The following is a 19,741-nucleotide window of genomic DNA, read 5'->3' on the forward strand; positions in this document are numbered from 1 at the left end:
GGTTTTTATGAGAGAGGGAATTGAATATGAAAAAAGAAGTGAAGGTTTCATTGGGATGCAAGTCCCAGATCATCCAGTTCATTAACATGAACTCAAAGTCTTCATGTGAAATCGACGTTCAGGATGGTCACAGCTACATCGATGGTAAGTCCATTGTTGGGCTTCTGTCGCTTAATTTATTTAAACCACTTGATGTGACAGTTATTGGGGATGACAAGAAGATTACAGATCTGATCCAAAACTATGGAACGCATCAATTGCTTATAGGCTGATATGGTGAGTTTATATGCGTAATAAAAGAGTTTTGCTCGATGAGCAAAACTCTTTTTTCGTTAATAATATTTATTATATTAGTCAATTCTCTGTTTGCCCCAGAAGAAGAGCGCTACAGTGCCTGGGCCTGTGTGACTTCCAATGGTTGTACCAATACTAAAGATCTTGACCTTTCCCTTCATATTAGGGAATTTCTTCTCAATAAGATCAACTACTGCCTGAGCGTCATCTAGACAATCAGAATTGGATATGAAGCAGTCACCGTTATAGTCTGTGCCGTTTGAAGCAAGCTCAGCCATCTTTTCAACAATTGCCTTGATGACACCATTCTTGCCGCGGACCTTGCTGCGGACAACAAGCTTACCCTGGTAATCTACGTTCATTAGAGGGCAGATATTAAGAGCATTTCCGATAGCTCCGGAAATCTTTGAAATACGACCGCCTCTTACAAAATATTTAAGAGTAGTTGAGAAAAACCAGTGCTGGCACTCAAGTCTATGGTCAATTGTCCATTGATACAGATCATCAATGCCCATTCCGCCGTCGCGAAGATCTGCGAGTTTGTACATCAAAAGTCCGTATCCAGAAGAAGCGGCAAGAGAGTCTATAACATAAAGCTTTCTCTCTGGATATTTCTCTTTGAGCTGGTCTCTTGCTATAGTAGCGGAATTAAGAGTACCTGACAGACCAGAGCTTAAGGTTACATGGAAAACATCCTTACCCTCTTTTAGAAAGCCTTCAAAGTATTCAAGATATTCACCTATAGTTACCTGAGATGTCTGTGTCATGAGACCTTCAGACATTTTGTTATAGAAATCCTTAAATGGAATAGACTTTCCAAGGTCATCAGGATAATCCTTGCCATCTAGCTGAAAATGAAAACAGATATAATTTATGTCACGACTATTAAATACTTCCTGATCAAGATCAGCAGTCGAGCAGCAACTAAGAATGAAATTACTCATTTTTTCCCTCTTTTCTAAAAAAACAATCATCAATTAAATAATACAATAATCTAACTTATGTATCAAATATAAAAATCCATTAAATTGATTACCGATAAATACTGGAATTGTTTGAATTGTCTGAAAATAGCATCTTATTCTTTAAGATGGTTGACAAAAGTATTTGCAGATGCTATATTATATATACAATCACATTGTAGATAAAACCTAAGCAGTCCAAGTGGCATAAGCTTCACGGAAGACGAGCATTGGTTTTCGGAGCGGCTGACATTTACAGCGAGGGTGGCGATGCTTCATCGGAGCCAGGGAATGTCAAGGAGTCGCTAAAGGATGTGATTTATATAAATTAAGGGTAGCTTACAAAGTTACAGAAAGACGAGGAATAGTCCCTTGGAAAACAATTCATAAAGACGGGTGTTCATTGATTCAATGGATGCCCGTTTTTATTGCTCTTTTTTACAAAAACATAACTTGCCTTATGAGGCTAGTATAGTTAAAATGATTCATAGGCTTTTAGCCTATCAGTTTCAGATCATGGATGGAGATTTTGACTATGTTTTTACTTGTTTTTAATAGTGTCATGTTAGGCGTAGGGCTTGCTATGGATGCTTTTTCAGTATCCCTTGCAAATGGTTTTGCAGACCATAAGATGAGCCGCACGCGTAGAGTGCAGATAGCTTTTTGTTACGCTGCCTTTCAGTTTATGATGCCGGTAATTGGATGGTTTTTAGTCCACAATGTGGCAACTTTTTTTAAGGGCTTTCAGGTTTTTATTCCCTGGATTGCACTTATCCTTTTAGCGTTTATTGGTGGAAAGATGCTTATAGAAGGCATTCTTGACAGAAGAGCTGAGAAGAATTGTCCCAATGAGCGTAACTGCAGTAAGTGTACTATAGAAAAGTGCAGGAAATATGGTATTGATCCAGAGGCTGGCAGCATTTCCAATAGGCTTCTTATTATGCAGGGAATAGCTACATCAATTGATGCTTTGTCAGTTGGATTTACGATTTCTGGATACAATACTCTTCAGACACTGCTTAGTTCCTTTATAATTGGCGGTGTAACCTATGCGATCTGCTACATTGGCCTTAAACTTGGAATAGTTTTTGGAACAAAGCTTGCTAGCGGAGCCAAGATAATTGGAGGTCTTATTCTTATAGGAATAGGACTTGAGATTTTTTTTAGTTGAAAATGCAGGAGATCAGAGCTTTTCTGATCTCTTTTGATTATACAATTGTGGGGGAAGTGTAAACGTATGAAAATAGATTTAAGTGGCACCTGGAGGATTGAGCTTTCTGATGGGACAATCAAAGAGGAAGGCTTTCTTCCTGGTACTTTGGATGAGAACAGGTTGGGGAACCCGGATAAGATTGCCGGAGCCTGGCATCCTGACATGGAGAACAGGGAGACAGAGATTGACAAGCTTCTTTCTGCTGATTCCAGAATTGCCACAAGACTTACAAGAAATTATACCTATGAAGGGAAGGCAAGGTTTACACGAATCTTTCATGGAGAGATAAAAAAGAATAAGAGATATTTTCTTTTTGCTGAGAGAGCAAGAGCCATGTCTCTTAAGATAGATGGGGAAAGTGCGCCTGTAGTTGAATCCTGGGAAGGAGGCCATTCATATTATGAGGGGCTTTCTACTCCATATTTATTTGAGATTACAGGACTTATCAGGGACGGAAGCTTGATAGAAATCACTACAGATAACTCGTATCCGGGGCTTCCTTACAAGGATATTACCTGTTCTTCTGCGGCAACAGATGAAACCCAGACCAATTGGAACGGTGTTGTAGGTCAGATCTTTATAGAGGAAAAGAGTGAAGCTTTCATAGAAGATTTTCGTGTTTGTCCGGATTTGCAGGATTTTGACAGCGTTTTTGGAGAGGTTGCTTTGTCCTACAAGAGTCTTTCTAAGGGGCAAAGCCGCAAAACACCTGGAAACCAGGCTGATAAAATGGTAAGGCTTGTTATTTCTGGAGAGTGCCTTGAAGATTCAGGCGCAGAGCTTTTTTCGCGTGAAGTGACAATATATGCAGATGCAAACAACTCCTTCCATTTTAGCAAAGTGGCGATTAAAAAAGAGTTCAGTCAAAAAAAATGGGATGAGGGAGAGGGAAATCTTTTATATGCTACTGCAAGGCTATATGAGGGTGCTGACCTTTTAGATGAGAAAAAGGTATCCTTTGGCATCAGGGAATTTACCTATGATGGTAGTGGAAGACTCACACTAAACGGCAGAAGGATTTTTTTACGAAGCGAAGCAAACTGCGGATTATTTCCTGAAACGGGACATCCTCCAATGGACAGGGATAGCTGGCTTGATATCATGAAGACTTATGCATCTTACGGTGTAAATTGTGTTCGTTTCCATTCCTGGTGCCCTCCGGAAGCGGCATTTAGCGCAGCAGATGAGCTTGGAATGTTGGTTCAGCCAGAGCTTCCAAACTGGAATCCTAGAGATGCCTTTTCTACAAAAGAGTGTAGAGACTTTTATGAAAACGAGCTGAGGCAGATAATAAAGACTTATGCAAATCACCCTTCTTTTGTGATGCTGACACTTGGAAATGAACTTCACACTGATGATGACGGTATTTCTGAGATGCACAGGCTCATAGAGATTGCCAAAAAAATGGACAGTACAAGGCTCTTTGCCTGGGGCTCCAATAATTTTTATGGAGAAAAAGGAACTGACAAAGAGAGCGATTTTTATACTTCATCCAATGTTGGAGCTTCCGTTTTAAGACTTGCCGTTTCCGGCAATGAAGGACGCATAAATACTGAGGTTCCAAATTCTACGAGAAACTTTGATGATAGCATGGAAGTCCTTAGAAAGAACTTCAAAAAGCCCGTATTTAGCTTTGAAGTAGGCCAGTATGAGGTCCTTCCAGATATGCATGAGCTGGATGAGTTTAAGGGGGTAACAAGACCTGATAACTTCTATATAGTCAGGGATAGAATAGAAAAGTCAGGCATGGAGTATGAAGAGTACGAAAAGAGGGTAGAGGCAACGGGAGAACTGGCTCTTTTAGCATATAGGGAAGAAGTTGAGGCGGTGCTTAGAACCAGGGAAATGTCAGGAATATCTCTTTTAGGTCTTCAGGATTTTACCGGGCAGGGAACAGCTCTTGTTGGTATGATGAACTCCCATTTAAAGCCCAAATCCTATAGCTTTGCAAGTCCTGAAAGGTTTAATGAATTCTTTGCTCCCCAGGTAGTTTTGGTGCTTCTTGATAAGTATGTTTACAAGGTTGGAGAAACAATAAGAGCTGAAGTCAGGGTGGCTAATTTTGGAAAAGAGCCTCTTCCCGGGGGCTTTAGTTATGAGCTTTGCGTCAATGAAAACTCAAATCATGGAACCCATCTTGATGGTGGCCTTTATACCCTTGGCAGCAAGAAAGGGGTTAGCGAATGCCCTGTAGGAGAAGTGACAAGCCTTGGAAATGTAGAAATACCGCTGGACAACATAGAAGATCCAACTAGATTTGACCTTATTATCAGGCTTGCCAGATTTAGTGAAAGGCTAGGAGTATGCGCTAAAACGGATATTAAGGCAACTTATCCTATCTGGGTTTATCCAGACCTTGTACCTGAATGTCCTACAGGCGTCTATGAGACAAGAGTTTTAGATAAAAAGGCGATAGATGTTCTTAAAAATGGTGGCAAGGTGTTTTTTGATCCGCATTCCACCAAAGAGGCAATTCCCAATAGCGTAAAGGCCCAGTTTAGTACTGACTTTTGGTCTGTTGGAACCTTCCCAAATCAGGAAGGGGCCATGGGACAGTTTATTGACAAGGAGCATCCTGTTTTTGATTTCTTCCCAACAGAGGAGCACAGTAACTTCCAGTGGTTTAGAATGGCTTCTCAGAGAGCCTTCATCCTTCCAAGGTATATGAAGAGTATTGTGGCTGAAATGGACTGCTACGTTCGACTCCGCCCTATGGCACAGCTATTGGAAGTTAAGGCCTATAATGGTAAGCTAATAATGTCCTCAATGGGACTTCATGATCTCTTGGAACATCCGGAGGCAAGAGCTCTTTTGTTATCAATATACAGATATATGGATAGTGACGCCTTTGAACCACAGGAAGTCATATCTGAAGAGGAACTCAGAAAAATTATTGCCATGAAATAATTGCCATTCGTATAAAGTTGTAGATTACATTTTATATAAGGAGGAACTACCATGGAAAAGAACATTAGTGAAATTGATGAAAGTTTACTTGAGAATGTAAGCGGTGGTAAAGGGAAGAATGCTAAAGCATCCAACCTTGTTATGAAAGGCAGTAGTCCAAAGGGTGGAAGCGCAGTATACTCGAACCAGAACAGAAAAGCAAGTAATCTTCTTGCAACTGATGATAGCAAGATAGATGGAAAGATGATTCTTGGAGATTTTAATGACAGATCAAACATGTGCTGACATTATATAAAATTAAATATTATGCTATGAATTTCTAGCTGTAGTATGTTATCATGATTTTTGAATTTAACTCTTTAGTGAGGTGAAGGATATGACAATACTACAGCTAAAATACATTATAGCTATTGATGAAGAATGCTCCATGAGAAAGGCAGCTGACAGACTCTATGTTTCACAGCCAGGCCTTTCCAGCGCAGTCAGAGACCTTGAAAACGAACTTGGAATACAGATTTTTGAAAGAGTCCATAACGGTGTTGTGACAACTGCTGCTGGAGCATCTTTTATTGCCTATGCAAGAAGCGCGGTAGAGCAGTTTGAAAAGGTTGAAGATAAGTATCTTAATTCCAAGAATGATAAGCCAACCTTCTCAGTATCTATGCAGCACTATACTATAGCAGTAAATGCCTTTATAGATACGATAAAAGAGATAGAGCATCCGGAATATCAGTTTTCCATCAGGGAAACTCAGACAAGCGAAGTAATCGAGGATGTTAAGACCTTAAAGAGTGAAGTTGGAGTTATCGCCCTTTCTGACTTTAATAAGAATACTTTCAAGAAGATTTTTGCTGATGCTTCTCTTGAATTTACAGAGCTCTTTACCAGAAATACCTATCTGTACCTCAGTAAGCACCATCCTCTTGCAGACAGGGAGATTATTTCCTTAAAAGAGCTTGAGGACTACCCTTGCATGGTGTTTGATCAGGGAGACAACACCTCTTTTTACTACAGAGAAGAGGCCCTTGCTACCTACGATTACAAGAAGGTGATCAGTACCAACGAAAGAGCTACATCAATTGAACTTATGCTGGGACTAAACGGCTATGCTGTTGGTGCAGCTATGTTGGGGGACAGCCTTAATACTTCTGAGATCAAGGCTATAAAGCTTGAAGAGGAAGAAAATCTTACCTTTGGATATATCACAAGAAAAGGTGCGGAGCTAAGCGAAATGGCTCAGGCCTTTGTGGAGAAGCTTAAGGTACATTCATAAAAAAGTATTTGCAAATACTTCTGCTACTTACTTTTGAATTTACCGGGAGCGCAGCCTACTCTTTTTCTGAAGCAGTAGCAGAAGGCGCTTTCATCTTCAAAACCGCAGGAGGATGCGATTTCCTTTATTGTCATATTTGAATTAGATAGATTATATTTTGCAGCGTCAATACGCGTTGATAAGAGAAACTGGTGTGGAGTAAGACCGGTTTCTCTTTTAAATTTACGGGAAAAATAGTAAGGCGAAAAGCCTGCAATACTGGCTAGTTCGTTTAAAGAAATTTCTCTGTCGAAATTCTCCTGTATGTAAGTTGTAGCCTTTTTTATGGCGTCCTTGGAGGAGGACTCTGGATTTGGACCGGAAAGGCATAGCTCAAGTAGGAGATTATTTATCAAAATGCTGGTAGCAGCCTCCTTTTTTTCAAGGGAGGGATTATCAAAGGATGCAAGGATCTTATTTAGGTTTGAGGAAAAAGAACTTCCTTCTCCCATAGCTATGATATGCCCTTTTTCTTTTACTACCTCCTTGTAGTAGTTTCTGGCCATTTTCCCGTCAAAGTGTATCCAAAGGGCCGTGCAGCCATCTAGAGTTCTGTAGGCATGAGGCTTGTAACAGTCAATAAAAATAACTGTTCCTTCCTGTGCTATCTGGTATTTTTCATCGAGCAATATTTCCATAGTTCCACTTTCTATATAAATTATTAGATAGCTATCATAGCGGTTTCTTTTAAGAGAGTATCCGGGCAGATATTTAAAGCGCCCAACAGCAGTTGGATACAGAAATAGGTCCCTGGCAGTCCTGGTTGGAGTGTTCAGGTAGTATATAGATTTTTTGCCTACTAATTCTTCTTTTGAGTACATAGAAATCTCCCTAAACTATAGAGCAATTTTTTTATATTATAGAGCAATATTATTCATTGTGGTACGGATTTTTTAGGATTATGCTCAGAATATAGTGTGTTATGAAAAAGCTTAGAAGTTGTGAGTAAATTTAAGGCACATAGTTTTAAATAAGTCATTTTTTATATAAACGGAGAGTATAGCTATGGATCAAGTGAAAATCTGGGAAGAAGAGGTAAGCATTCCTACATATGAAGTTGGAGAGCCGGATGTAAATCCGATGTTTCTTGAAAAGAGAGTTTATCAGGGTAGCAGCGGCAAGATTTATCCATATCCTGCAACCAGCACCATCAGCAGGGAAAAGAAGGATAAAAAGTGGAACTGCGTATTTCTTGAGAACAGATATATAAAGGTCATGGTAATGCCTGAACTGGGAGGCAGGATCCAGAGAGCCTATGACAAGACTAACGGCTATGATTTTGTATATTATAACCGCGTGATAAAACCAGCCCTTGTAGGACTTACAGGCCCATGGATTTCCGGAGGAATAGAATTTAACTGGCCTCAGCACCACAGGCCAACAACCTACATGAAGGTTGAATATCAGCTCAGGGAAAATGAAGATGGCTCCAAGTCACTTCTTTTGGGAGACGTGGACAGAATGTACGGAACAAGGGTCATTACTTCAATAACTCTTTATCCTGACAAGGCATACATTGAGATTGAGGGCCAGCTCTATAACAGAACACCTCTTCCACAGACCTTCCTCTGGTGGGCAAACCCGGCAGTTTCTGTAAATGACAATACCCAGTCAGTATTTCCACCAGACGTTCACAGCGTCTATGACCATGGAAAAAGAGCTGTATCAAGATTTCCAATTGCAACAGGAGAGTACTACAAGCACGACTACAGCGCAGGTGTAGATATTTCCAGATACAAAAATATTCCTGTGCCAACATCCTACATGGCTGAGAAGTCTGATTTTGACTTCGTTGGAGGTTATGACTATGGCAAGGAGGCGGGACTCCTTCATGTGGCTGATCATCACATATCACCTGGTAAGAAGCAGTGGACCTGGGGATGCGGAGACTTTGGAAAAGCCTGGGATAGAAATCTTACAGATGAGGACGGCCCGTACATTGAGCTTATGACAGGCGTTTATTGCGACAATCAGCCTGATTTTACCTGGCTTCATCCTTATGAGGAAAAGAAGTTCAAGCAGTACTTTATGCCCTATAAAAAGGCAGGATACATTAGAAATGCAAGCCTGGAAGCTATGGTGAATCTTGAAGTAGATGAAAAGGATGTAAAGGTCTATGTCTATGCCACAGAGAGGTTTGAAGATGCTGATATCAAGGTAACTTATGATGGACAGGAAATCCTTAGCGAAAAGGCAACCATTTCTCCAGAGGACGTGTTTGAAAAGGAAATCCCTATGGAGGGACTTGACAGATATAAGGTGAAAGTTTCTGTTTGTCATGAGGGAAAAGAGCTTGTTTCATATCAGGAAAAGGACTATGGAATTCCAAAGCTTGCAGAGCCCGCAAGAGCAGCCGAGGCGCCAAAAAATATCCAGACTAATGAGGAACTTTTTTTGACAGGGCAGCATATTGAGCAGTACAGGCATGCAACCTACCTTCCTGATGGATATTATCTTGAGGGACTTAAAAGAGATGAGGGGGATATCCGCATCAATAATGCTTATGGTCTCTTGCTACTAAGGAGAGGCCAATTTGAAGCTTCTGAGAAGTACTTTAAAAAGGCTATAGAGAGGATGACAAGGCTTAATCCAAATCCCTATGACAGCGAGGCTTACTATAACCTTGGACTTTCACTTTTTTATCAGGAAAGACTTGATGAGGCCTATGATGCTTTTTATAAGGCAACCTGGACAAATGCTCAGCAGGAGATGTCTTTTTATTATCTTGCTGTGATTGCCTTTAGAAAGGGACAGCTGCAGGCTACTCTTGACCTTGTTGAGAGGGGGCTTATAAAGAATGCTCATAACATAAAGGCAAGGGGCCTTAAGGCAGCTCTTTTGGTAAGCCTTGGTCAAAGAGATGCGGCTATTGAGTATCTTAAGGAAAATCTGAAGGTGGATGTTTTTGACTTTGTAAGCAGATTTCTTTTGTCAGAGCTTGATGAAGACTATAGTGGCGAGGCTGTAACGGGGGATATTGAGAATTTCCTTCAGACTGCAAGAGACTTTGCTGAGTTTGGACTATATGACAAGGCAATTTGCGCCCTTGATAAGTGCAGTCAGGAGAGCCCGCTTAAATACTATTATAAGGCATATTATTTTGATAAACAGGGGGATGGTAAGGCAGCACGGAAATCTCTTTTGGAGGCTGAAAAAGCATCCTTTAAGTACTGTTTTCCAAATAAGCTTGAAGACATAAAGGTTCTGGAGAGGTGTATTTTACTTAATCCAGATGGCGCCAAGGCCTACTACTATCTTGGATGCCTTTACTATGATAAGCTTGGCTATGACAAGGCAATTGAGCTTTGGGAGAAGTCAAGAGAGATTGATGAGTCTTTTGCAACACTCACAAGAAATCTTTCTATTGCTTACTACAATAAGCGCGGTGACAAGGACAGGGCAAAAGAGTGCATCGAAAAAGCCTTTGAGCTTGATACCAGCGATGCAAGGGTATTTTTGGAGCTTGACCAGCTCTATCAAAAGCTTGGAATTTGCGCAGAGGAGCGTCTTGCAAATTTTGACAGAAATATTGGACTGATAGAAAAAAGAGATGACCTCTATACTGAATATGTCACACTATTAAACCTTTTAGGCCAGTATAGTGCTGCCAATGAAAAGATTTGTTCCCATTCCTTCCAGACCTGGGAGGGAGCAGAAGGCAAGATAACTACCCAGTTTAAGCTATCTCTTTTTATGATGGCTACAAAGAAGTTTAGTGATGGCAAGGCTAAAGAGGCCATAGAGCTGATAAATAAGGCCCTTTCATATCCTGAAAATCTTGGAGAAGGAAGACTTGAGGGAACCAAGGACAATAACCTCTATTATCTGATGGGGCTATGTTATCAGAAGCTTGGAGATGATAAAAAAGCAAGGGAGAACTTTGAACTTGCAACTCTTGGAACGTCTGAGCCAGCAGGTGTCATGTACTACTATGATCAGCCTGCAGATATGATCCTGTTCCAGGGGCTTGCCTTTAAGGCTCTAGGCGATACTAGCAGCGCCAATACAAGGTTCTATAAGCTTCTTGATTATGGTGAGCATCATATAAATGATAAATTTGTCATGGACTATTTTGCTGTTTCAATGCCTGACATGTCTGTATTTGATGCTGATATGGACATGAGGAACAAGGTTCACTGCTACTACCTGATGGGACTTGGCAATATGGGACTTGGAAGGGCAAATGAAGCAAGAAAGTGGTTTAAAGAGGTCCTTAATCTTGATAAGAATCATCAGCTTGCAAATATATATGACAAATTAGTTGTTGACTTTTTTTAATATGACAAATAGAATTATTTAGTAAATATAGAAAATGCATTGAAGGCGTGGGGCATGTCCCCGAGATGATAGGAAGATGCTGCTGAGAGAAATGGAGTCACTGGCTGAGAGCTCCATGAGTAATCCCTTATCGGAAATTTCGCGCTGGAGCAGTCCTTTCGAAGGCGATATCTTTAACTGGTAGATTGGAACGGTGGTCCCCGTTACGGACTAATGAGAGCATGTTTCTTTTGGTACTAAGGTATTAAGAGACATGAACATGGGTGGTACCGCGGAATAATTCGTCCCATAGCATTAAATTGATGCTATGGGATTTTTTTGTGCAATAAGAAAAATCTTTTTACACAAAAAAGTCCAATATAAGGTAATAGTAGTAATAGGAGGAAGGAAAATTGGAAAACAACGCATTACGTCAGAAAATTGAAGCAATCCGTGAAGAGATCAAGGCAAATGCTGAGAAGCTTGACAGCTCTAAACTTGTCTATGAACTTAGAAAGAGCTTCATGGATAACAAGACTGGCAAGATCAGTGCCCTTATGAAGGAAATGAAGAACATTCCTGCTGAGGATCGTGCTGAATACGGAAAGAGTGTAAACGAGCTTAAACAGTGGGCACTTGAGCACTTTGAGGAGCTGGACAAGAAGATGAAGGAAAAAGAGCTCCAGCTTAGATACGAGAGTGAGAAACAGGATGTTACAATGCCTGCCAAGATGCGCTATGAGGGTAATCTTCATCCAGTAACACAGATGAGAGAAACTCTTATTGATATATTTGCCGGAATGGGATTTGAGATTTACGAAGGCACTGAGATTGAAAATGACTATTACAATTTCACTGCCCTTAACACTCCCAAGGATCACCCTGCAAGAGATATGCAGGATACTTTCTACTTAAGCCCTGAGTTCCTTCTTAGAACCCAGACTTCATCAGGTCAGATCCATGTTATGGAGAACAAGAAGCCTCCGATCAAAATCTTATCACCTGGTAAGGTTTTCCGTTCTGATGATGATGCAACACATTCACCAATGTTCTCACAGATGGAAGGACTTGTAGTTGACAAGAACATCACACTTTGCGACCTTAAGGGATCTCTTGAGCTCTTTGCCCAGAAGATATTTGGTGAGGGAACAACAACAAGACTTCGTCCTTCATACTTCCCATTTACAGAGCCTTCTGTAGAGGTTGACTGTAGCTGTTTTGCCTGCGGCGGTAAGGGCTGCAATCTCTGTAAGGGTACAGGCTGGATCGAGGTACTCGGAGCCGGTGTCGTTAACAAGAAGGTTTTAGAGAACTGCGGAATCGACTCAGAAGAATACAGCGGCTTTGCCTTTGGTATTGGAATTGAGCGTGCAACTATGCTTAAGTATGGTATCAACAATATCAAGCTTTTGTATGAGTCAGATATTGATGTTCTTAAGCAGATCGATCACTACGAATAAATCGGGAGGAAGATAAAATGTTAGTACCTTTAAGTTGGCTAAAAGATTTTGTTGATATAGATATTGAACCCAAGGAGCTTGAGAAAAAGCTTTTCGATTGCGGTTTTGAAGTTGAAGAGTGCTGGGAAGTTGGTAAAGACATTTCCAAGGTTGTAGTAGGAGAAGTATTAACCTGTGAGCCTATTCCTGATACTCACCTTCATGTTTGCACTGTAAACGCAGGCGAGCATGGAACATTCCAGGTTTGCTGCGGCGCTGATAATGTTCAGGCTGGTGGCAAGTATCCTCTGGCACTTGACGGAGCTACAGTCATTGAGACTGCCAAGGATCATGTGACAGTTGTTGGCGTTGCTACTATCAAAAAGGGCAAGCTTCGCGGCTACGATTCAGAAGGTATGCTCTGCTCTGGCGTTGAGCTTGGAGTATCTGAAGATATGTATCCAGGCGCTGGTTACAACGGACTTCTTGTTTTCCCTGCAGATACAGAGGTTGGTATCGATGTAAAGCCTATCCTTGGTCTTGATGACTGGATTTTTGATGTTTCTATAACAGCAAACAGACCAGATTGTCAGAGCATTTACGGTCTTGCAAGAGAAGTAGCAGCAGCTCTTGATAAGCCATTAAAAGAGATTGATCTTAGCTACACTGAGACTGATGTTGAGAATGAAGGCTTTAGCGTTTCTGTTGAAGACCCAGATCTTTGCCCAAGATACATTGGCCACTATGTATATGATGTAAAGCTTTCAGAGAGCCCACTCTGGATGAAGAGAAGACTTGCTATGGTAGGCAACAACTCTATCAACAACATTGTAGATATCACTAACTACATCATGAGAGAGCTTGGACAGCCAATGCACGCTTTTGATGGCAATTTCCTTGAGGACAACAAGATTGTTGTAAGACGTGCCAAGGCAGGAGAGAAGATTGTAACTCTAGATGAGAATGAGTTTGAACTTACTACAGATAACCTTGTTATCTGCGATGGCAAGAAGCCTGTAGCTCTTGCAGGTATCATGGGCGGCCTTAATTCCGAAATCCGTGATACAACAACTACAGTTACTTTTGAAGCAGCTAAATTCATGCGTGACAACATCCGTAAGAGCTCAAGAGCGCTTGGACAGTCATCTGATTCATCAGCAGCTTTTGCCAAGGGTGTTTATGAATACACAACTGTTATTGCTATGAAGAGAGCTCTTCACCTTATTGAACAGCTTGGTGCTGGTAAGGTTTCAAAGACTCACGTTGATATCAATACAGGAAACAGCCTTGAAAAGAAGGAAATGAAAGCTTCTATCAAGAAGGTAAACGGTGTTCTTGGTATAGAGGTTCCAGAGGACGAGATAAAGAGAATCCTCACAAACCTTAATTTTGAACCAGTAATAAATGGTGATGAGCTTACTATCAAGATTCCTGCATATCGTGAGGATATGGAAGATTATCCTGATATCGCAGAGGAACTTATCCGTATGTATGGTTATGACCATGTTAAGCCTACATTCCTCAAGAATGCTGGCGTAACAATGGGCGGCAGAAATCTTCGCCAGAAGACAGAGCTTAAACTTAAGAGAGCTCTTTGCGCTCAGGGAGCATATGAGTGTATGCATTACTCATTCTTCTCACCTAGTGACCTTGATCTTTTGAGATTTTCTGAGGATGCTTGTGAGAGAACAGCAATCAGGATCCTTAACCCGATCAATGAGGACCTTTCTCTTATGAGAACTACACTTGCAGCTCAGATGATCCATGCAATTGCAAGAAACCAGAAGAAGGGAACTCTTGAGGGAAGATTATTTGAACTTGGAAACAGATTTATTCCAAAGTCTCTTCCACTTACAGATTATCCAGATGAGAAGGCTACTCTTTGCATTGGTATCTTTGGAGAAGGTGAGGATATCTTTACACTTAAGGGACTTGCCCAGAACGTAGCAGATGCTCTTCACGTAAGCTTCAAGTATGAGCCTACAACAAAGACATTCCTCCATCCTTACAGAGCAGCCAAGATCACATGTGAGGGCGAAGAGGTTGGATATCTTGGACAGATCACTTACGAAATCCAGGATGATACAGATATGAGAATTCCTGCATATATCTGCGAGATCGATCTTTCTGTACTTGAGAAGTGGTATGGCAAGACACCTACATTCAAGCCACTTTCAAAGTTTGCTACAGTTAAGCGTGACCTTGCTCTTATCATGGAAAAGACTGTTACCTGCGGAGAAGTTGAGGATGCTATCTATGGCTCCTGCAAGTATGTAACAGATGTTAAGCTCTTTGATGTATATGAGGGACTTCCAATTCCTCCAACCAAGAAGAGTATGGCATTTACAATCACCTTCACTCCTAAGGATGAAGAGCTTACTGATGATGCAATAAATGGATATGTAGATAAGATGCTCAGAAAGCTGTCATTTACTATGGGCATTGAGATCAGATCATAATTATCAAGATTTTATAAAATAAATTGCACACAATTGATTATTATTAATATAGGTGCTATAATAGCCATTACTTTAGTTAGTAATGGCTATCTTATGGAAAGGAGCTTTATATATGAACAGAAAAAATATTTGGACTACTTACAATGCTACTCAGCTTAAGGCTGTTGATAAGTTTGCTGATGAGTACAAGAACTTCCTTGACAACTCCAAGACAGAGCGTGAGGCTATCGACACAATCGTCAATGAGATCGAGGCAGCAGGCTACAAAGAGCTCAATACTCTTATTGGTGGTAAGACCAAGCTTAAAAAGGGCGACAAGGTTTACAGCGTTTGGATGAACAAGTCAATCGTTATGTTCCAGCTTGGTTCAGAGCCACTTGAGCAGGGACTTAATATCCTGGGCGCACACATCGATTCTCCTAGAATCGATGTTAAGCAGAACCCACTTTACGAGGATGGTGGTTTTGCTTACCTTGATACACACTACTATGGCGGTATCAAGAAGTACCAGTTCGTTGCAATGCCTCTTGCAATCCACGGTGTATTCTGCAAGAAGGATGGCACTACAGTTCAGCTTAATGTTGGTGAAGATGAGGATGATCCAGTATTCTTCATTTCTGATCTTCTTATTCACCTTGCTGCTGACCAGATGTCCAAGACAGCTGCCAAGGCTGTAGAGGGTGAAGCCCTTGATCTTATCATTGGTCACAGACCATTTGTTGTAGAGAGCAAGGAGAAAGAGAAGGCTGAGAAGACAGATCCTAAGCTTACAGCTGGTCAGAAGTATGCTCTTCAGGCTGAGAAGGAAGAAAAGGCTGAGAGTGGTAAGGTTTCAGGTGCAGTTCGTCGCGGAATCCTTGCACTTTTAAATGACCTTTATGGAATTGAGGAAGAGGATTTCATCTCTGCTGAGCTTGAAATTGTTCCTGCAGGCAAGTCAAGAGATGCTGGTTTTGATAGATCAATGATCATGGGTTATGGCCATGACGACAGAGTTTGTGCATATCCTTCAATGCGTGCCCTTCTTGAGGCCAAGAACCTTAAGAGAACAGGTTGTTGCATCCTTGTTGACAAGGAAGAGATTGGTAGCGTAGGTGCTACAGGTATGCAGAGTAAGTTCTTTGAGAAGGCTGTTGCAGAGCTTATGAACCTTACAAAAGAAGGCTATAACGATCTTCTCCTTAAGAGATGTCTTGCAAACTCATGCATGCTTTCATCAGACGTAAGTGCCGGCTTTGATCCTACATATGCATCAGCATTTGAGAAGAAGAACGCAGCATTCCTCGGTGAAGGTCTTGTATTTAACAAGTTCACAGGTTCAAGAGGAAAGTCAGGTTCTAACGATGCTAATGCTGAGTACATCGCTGAGATCAGACGTGCCTTTGAGAAGGATGGAATCGTATTCCAGACAGCAGAACTTGGTAAAGTAGATGTTGGTGGCGGCGGAACAATCGCTTACATCCTCGCTCTTTACGGAATGAACGTTATCGACTCTGGCGTTGCAGTTCTTAACATGCATGCACCATGGGAAGTAATTGACAAGGCTGACCTCTTTGAAGCTAAGAGAGGATATGTATCATTCCTTCAGAACGTTGACTTCCGTAATGAATAATAAGTAATAAGTAATAAGTAATTGCGGTGCTTTCTGTTAATTTACGCAGCGAATAAATAATAAATAATTGCAGTTTTCTGCGGTTTTAGCCTGCCTTTGTGGGGATTAGCTCACAGAGGCAGGCTTTTTTATTGAATAGGAAATTGCTTTCCTATTCAATAAAAAAACGCTCCGCTATGGATGCGCACTCGCGCGATAGGTAAATGTTGCATAAATGCAACCGCGCTCGGCGCGAAAGAGTCGCTAGCGACTCTTTATTCTTGAATAATGTTCTTGAACAAGATTGGCAAGCTTGTTCAGCTGAATTTACAGCTATTTTTCTATTCTTTTAAAACTGGATACGTTAAAAAATTATCAATACATCTGGTATCTGGTTTATGTTTTAAAGGATGTAACAAAAAGCTTGAGTCTTCAATATTACACTTGTTTATCCAATTACTCTTACATCTTTTTACTCAAGATTGCAAAGAAAGTTGTTGTTTAAGTAACAAAATACCTTGATAGCTTCGCAATAACGGACTATTGCTACAACTTTTTTGCAAAAAGGAAAATAAAAGATGTACTGAAAAAATTTGCTCTCATCCCATTTATCAAAAACAATTATATAGATGTAAAATCCGAAATAAATCCAAAATGAATCCGAGATAAATCCAAAATAAATCCGAGATAACTCCCAAATAAATCCGAGATGAATCAGAAATGAATAATTGTGGATAGTAATTCCGGTAAGCAAAATTTATATAAATTTTACTTCAACTTTACTTCCTTGTTAGACGAAATATGTAGAATTAATACGTGCAATAATGTTAAAACATATAGGAGGATTTTTTTTATGGCAGACAGATCAGATCTAATTAACCAGCTTGCAGCGTCTATGGGAGCGGGACAATTTGCTTCTACTTCGTACGAGGAGTCTCGTTTTGATGCCGAGACAGGAACTCTTTACTGCAACGGAATGGCTATATCGAAATCTGTTGCTGAAAAGGCAATTCAGCATTTTTCAATGCTGGAGAAAAAATGCAATATTTCTGATAGCGCGCAGAGAGAAATGGCTATGATCTACAGATGCGCAGTAGAATCAATAAAGATGATGCAAAACCCCAAAATACTTGCACTTCTTAAAGAAGAAGCCAGGAATATGGATCAGAAATGAAGAAAAAGGTTTAGTTTTATAGAAAAGAAATTCTTTCTTATGGCCGGTGTTAATCTTATTACACCGGCTTATATGAATTTAATGAAAGCTTACTAAATATTAGCAAAATTAGGGAATTATCAAGCAACTATCGTGCTTGCAATAACGACACTGTTGATATTAAAATTCTTGATGGTAAGGAGAAATTCGGAGTACTTTTGGATTATAATGCGCAGAAGTATTATCCTGAGAGCATGGAAAGATTCGGAAATTAAAGTATGTAAAAGCACTAAAAATGGGGATTATTGACATGAAGAAAAAAAGTATATGTGTACTTATGGCCTTTCTGATCACGGCGTTAAGCGCTTGCGGCGCAAGTACACAAGGGGAGAGTGAAATGGTAACAAGTAGTAGTGAAGATTTAAGTTCTTTTGCCACAGGAATTAAGACAGAAGAAGAGGAAGGCGCTGAGGCTACAGCCTTTGTTCTTGATGATGAAATAAAGGAGCGATGTCCCGTAATATTTGAAGCTACAAGGGGCAACGTTTCATACGGCGAGTTTACGCATGGAACCTATTATTCTGATACCTGCAAAATGGAAAGAGGCTACAGCATCCTCTTGCCTGCAGACTATAGTAAGGACAAGAAATATCCAGTCCTTTATCTTTTACATGGAATCTTCGGTGACGAATATTCTTTTTCTCAGGACAAATCCAATAAGATAAGAGAAATAGTAGGAAATATGGCTTATGACGGATATATCGATGAGACTATCGTTGTGTGCCCTAATATGTATGCCACATCGGATCCAGACCAGAAGCCTGGCTTTGACAGCAAAAGCGTACTTCCTTACGACAATTTTATAAATGATCTTGTAAATGACCTTATGCCTCATATTGAAAGCGAATATTCAGTTCTTACAGGAAGAGAGAACACCTACCTTGCTGGATTTTCCATGGGCGGAAGGGAGACAATTTATATAACCCTTCAAAGGCCGGAGCTTTTTGGATATGTCTGCGCGATTTCTCCAGCTCCCGGAATCGTACCTACTCAGGATAAATTCATGACCCATGAAGGCCAGATTCAGGAAGATGAAATGAAATTTGAAGAAGGTGCTAAAGAGCCGAATGTATTCATTGTCTGCTGTGGAAGTAGAGATTCAGTTGTAGGCACTTATCCCAAGCAGTATCATGAGCTACTTGAGGCTAATGGTACTGACCACATCTGGTACGAGATTACTGGAGCTGATCACGACAACAACGCAATTAAGAGCGGACTATTTAACCTGTTAAACGCTCATGCTACTGGAAAATGCAGCAAATGAGAATATGATCCAGAGTATACTGAAGATCAATTCAATAATCTGAAATACATAGAATTTTTTAGGTGCAAAAATATTTTTTGCTGATTGCTTATGAAGATGTACTAATCCGCATAAATTTACAGTTAATGAAATGATTCCGCCCAGCATAAAAATAAAAATAGCAATTAAAAATCCCAAAAAATACAGACTACTATCTACATTTTGTATTTCATACCCAATAAATGCGCAAAGAAGAGATATTAGTTGTATTCCAATTAAGATAAATGGAAATAAAAGGTAAAAAATAGATTTTTTCATTTTGAATGCCTCTATCAAAAAGTGATTAATTCTAGAGACCATTATATTAGCGGCTTAGAAGGAAATAAAGTCAAAAAAAGAAAAATAATTTGAATTATTTTTCTTTCAGACTGTAGACAAAGTCTGAGCTCATGGATTTAGTGAAATCCATGAGCTTTTAATACTTCTGCAGCTATATTGGCGAAGTCTTCATTGACACCCCAGCTCATCAATAATCTTCCGGTACCGCCACCAAGGCCAGATACCGTAGCCACTTGCTTGTCACCAACATGAATGCATTGGATAACAACTGAGGCGCAGCTCTTAATTCTATAATAGTATTTTTCAAAACCAAGAAGCAGAACTTCTGCTTCTCCCACATGTTCTATGTTGTAGACAACAACTTCCGCATTAGGGCTTTCTTTGTGCATGTCATCCATTATCTTTTGCGATAAATCAAGCATTGTATCTGAAGACTGTCTTTTTAAGTATATAGTTTTACTATCCATTTTTGTTAATTCATTCCTTCCTGCTTGAAGTAAGCAAGAATAATT

Annotated in this window: 14 protein-coding genes; 11 read left to right on the plus strand and 3 right to left on the minus strand. The window is 40.3% G+C overall.

All coding sequences use genetic code 11. From position 1 onward, the window contains the following. Positions 1-26: 26 nt before the first annotated feature. Complete coding sequence (locus G631_RS0104380) at positions 27-272, plus strand: HPr family phosphocarrier protein (RefSeq protein ID WP_051196825.1); 246 nt, start codon at positions 27-29, stop codon at positions 270-272. A 78-nt stretch (positions 273-350) separates the two neighbouring features. On the opposite strand, the gene G631_RS0104385 is transcribed toward G631_RS0104380, so the two are convergent. Continuing rightward, positions 351-1,238 (minus strand): DegV family protein, encoded by an 888-nt coding sequence (locus G631_RS0104385; protein WP_026488417.1) that lies wholly within the window; start codon positions 1,236-1,238, stop codon positions 351-353. Positions 1,239-1,791: 553 nt separating this feature from the next. Here G631_RS0104385 and G631_RS0104390 point away from each other — a divergent pair. The 4 genes from G631_RS0104390 to G631_RS0104405 all read left to right on the plus strand — a co-directional run bounded on the left by G631_RS0104390 (position 1,792) and on the right by G631_RS0104405 (position 6,649). Next, on the plus strand, positions 1,792-2,427 hold the full coding sequence (locus tag G631_RS0104390) for a manganese efflux pump MntP (protein ID WP_242829059.1): 636 nt from the start codon (positions 1,792-1,794) through the stop codon (positions 2,425-2,427). A 66-nt stretch (positions 2,428-2,493) separates the two neighbouring features. Further along, positions 2,494-5,376 carry a glycoside hydrolase family 2 TIM barrel-domain containing protein gene (locus tag G631_RS0104395; protein ID WP_026488419.1) on the plus strand — a complete coding sequence of 961 codons (2,883 nt, stop codon included), beginning with the start codon at positions 2,494-2,496 and terminating at the stop codon, positions 5,374-5,376. 51 nt (positions 5,377-5,427) lie between these two features. Then, entirely contained in the window at positions 5,428-5,661 is a 234-nt protein-coding gene (locus G631_RS0104400; RefSeq protein WP_026488420.1) for a hypothetical protein, read from the plus strand. Positions 5,662-5,752: 91 nt separating this feature from the next. After that, positions 5,753-6,649 carry a LysR family transcriptional regulator gene (locus G631_RS0104405; RefSeq protein ID WP_026488421.1) on the plus strand — a complete coding sequence of 299 codons (897 nt, stop codon included), beginning with the start codon at positions 5,753-5,755 and terminating at the stop codon, positions 6,647-6,649. A gap of 23 nt (positions 6,650-6,672) precedes the next feature. Here G631_RS0104405 and G631_RS0104410 read toward each other — a convergent pair whose 3' ends face one another. After that, positions 6,673-7,509, minus strand: coding sequence for an AraC family transcriptional regulator (locus G631_RS0104410; RefSeq protein WP_026488422.1), 837 nt, complete (start codon positions 7,507-7,509; stop codon positions 6,673-6,675). 184 nt (positions 7,510-7,693) lie between these two features. On the opposite strand from G631_RS0104410, the gene G631_RS0104415 reads away from it, so the two are divergent. From G631_RS0104415 to G631_RS17970, 6 genes are all read left to right on the plus strand, one after another. After that, a complete protein-coding gene (locus G631_RS0104415; protein ID WP_026488423.1) occupies positions 7,694-10,966 on the plus strand; it encodes a DUF5107 domain-containing protein in 3,273 nt (1,090 codons plus the stop codon). A 392-nt stretch (positions 10,967-11,358) separates the two neighbouring features. Further along, the gene (gene pheS, locus G631_RS0104420; protein WP_196803813.1) at positions 11,359-12,405 is read left to right on the plus strand and encodes a phenylalanine--tRNA ligase subunit alpha; all 1,047 of its coding nucleotides are present in this window, start codon (positions 11,359-11,361) and stop codon (positions 12,403-12,405) included. Between the two features lie 17 nt (positions 12,406-12,422). Beyond that, positions 12,423-14,843: a phenylalanine--tRNA ligase subunit beta gene (gene pheT, locus G631_RS0104425; protein WP_026488425.1), complete on the plus strand. Its 2,421-nt coding sequence runs from the start codon at positions 12,423-12,425 to the stop codon at positions 14,841-14,843. A gap of 112 nt (positions 14,844-14,955) precedes the next feature. Next, the gene (locus G631_RS0104430) at positions 14,956-16,455 is read left to right on the plus strand and encodes an aminopeptidase (protein ID WP_026488426.1); all 1,500 of its coding nucleotides are present in this window, start codon (positions 14,956-14,958) and stop codon (positions 16,453-16,455) included. 832 nt (positions 16,456-17,287) lie between these two features. Then, positions 17,288-17,608 carry a hypothetical protein gene (locus tag G631_RS0104435; RefSeq protein ID WP_026488427.1) on the plus strand — a complete coding sequence of 107 codons (321 nt, stop codon included), beginning with the start codon at positions 17,288-17,290 and terminating at the stop codon, positions 17,606-17,608. Between the two features lie 289 nt (positions 17,609-17,897). Further along, positions 17,898-18,911, plus strand: coding sequence for an alpha/beta hydrolase (locus tag G631_RS17970; RefSeq protein WP_196803814.1), 1,014 nt, complete (start codon positions 17,898-17,900; stop codon positions 18,909-18,911). Positions 18,912-19,345: 434 nt separating this feature from the next. Here G631_RS17970 and G631_RS0104450 read toward each other — a convergent pair whose 3' ends face one another. Next, positions 19,346-19,696 (minus strand): DUF6054 family protein, encoded by a 351-nt coding sequence (locus G631_RS0104450; protein WP_026488429.1) that lies wholly within the window; start codon positions 19,694-19,696, stop codon positions 19,346-19,348. Between the last annotated feature and the right edge of the window lie 45 nt (positions 19,697-19,741).

Origin of the sequence: Butyrivibrio sp. XBB1001 (assembly GCF_000424505.1) — a bacterium.
Lineage (GTDB): Bacteria > Bacillota > Clostridia > Lachnospirales > Lachnospiraceae > Butyrivibrio.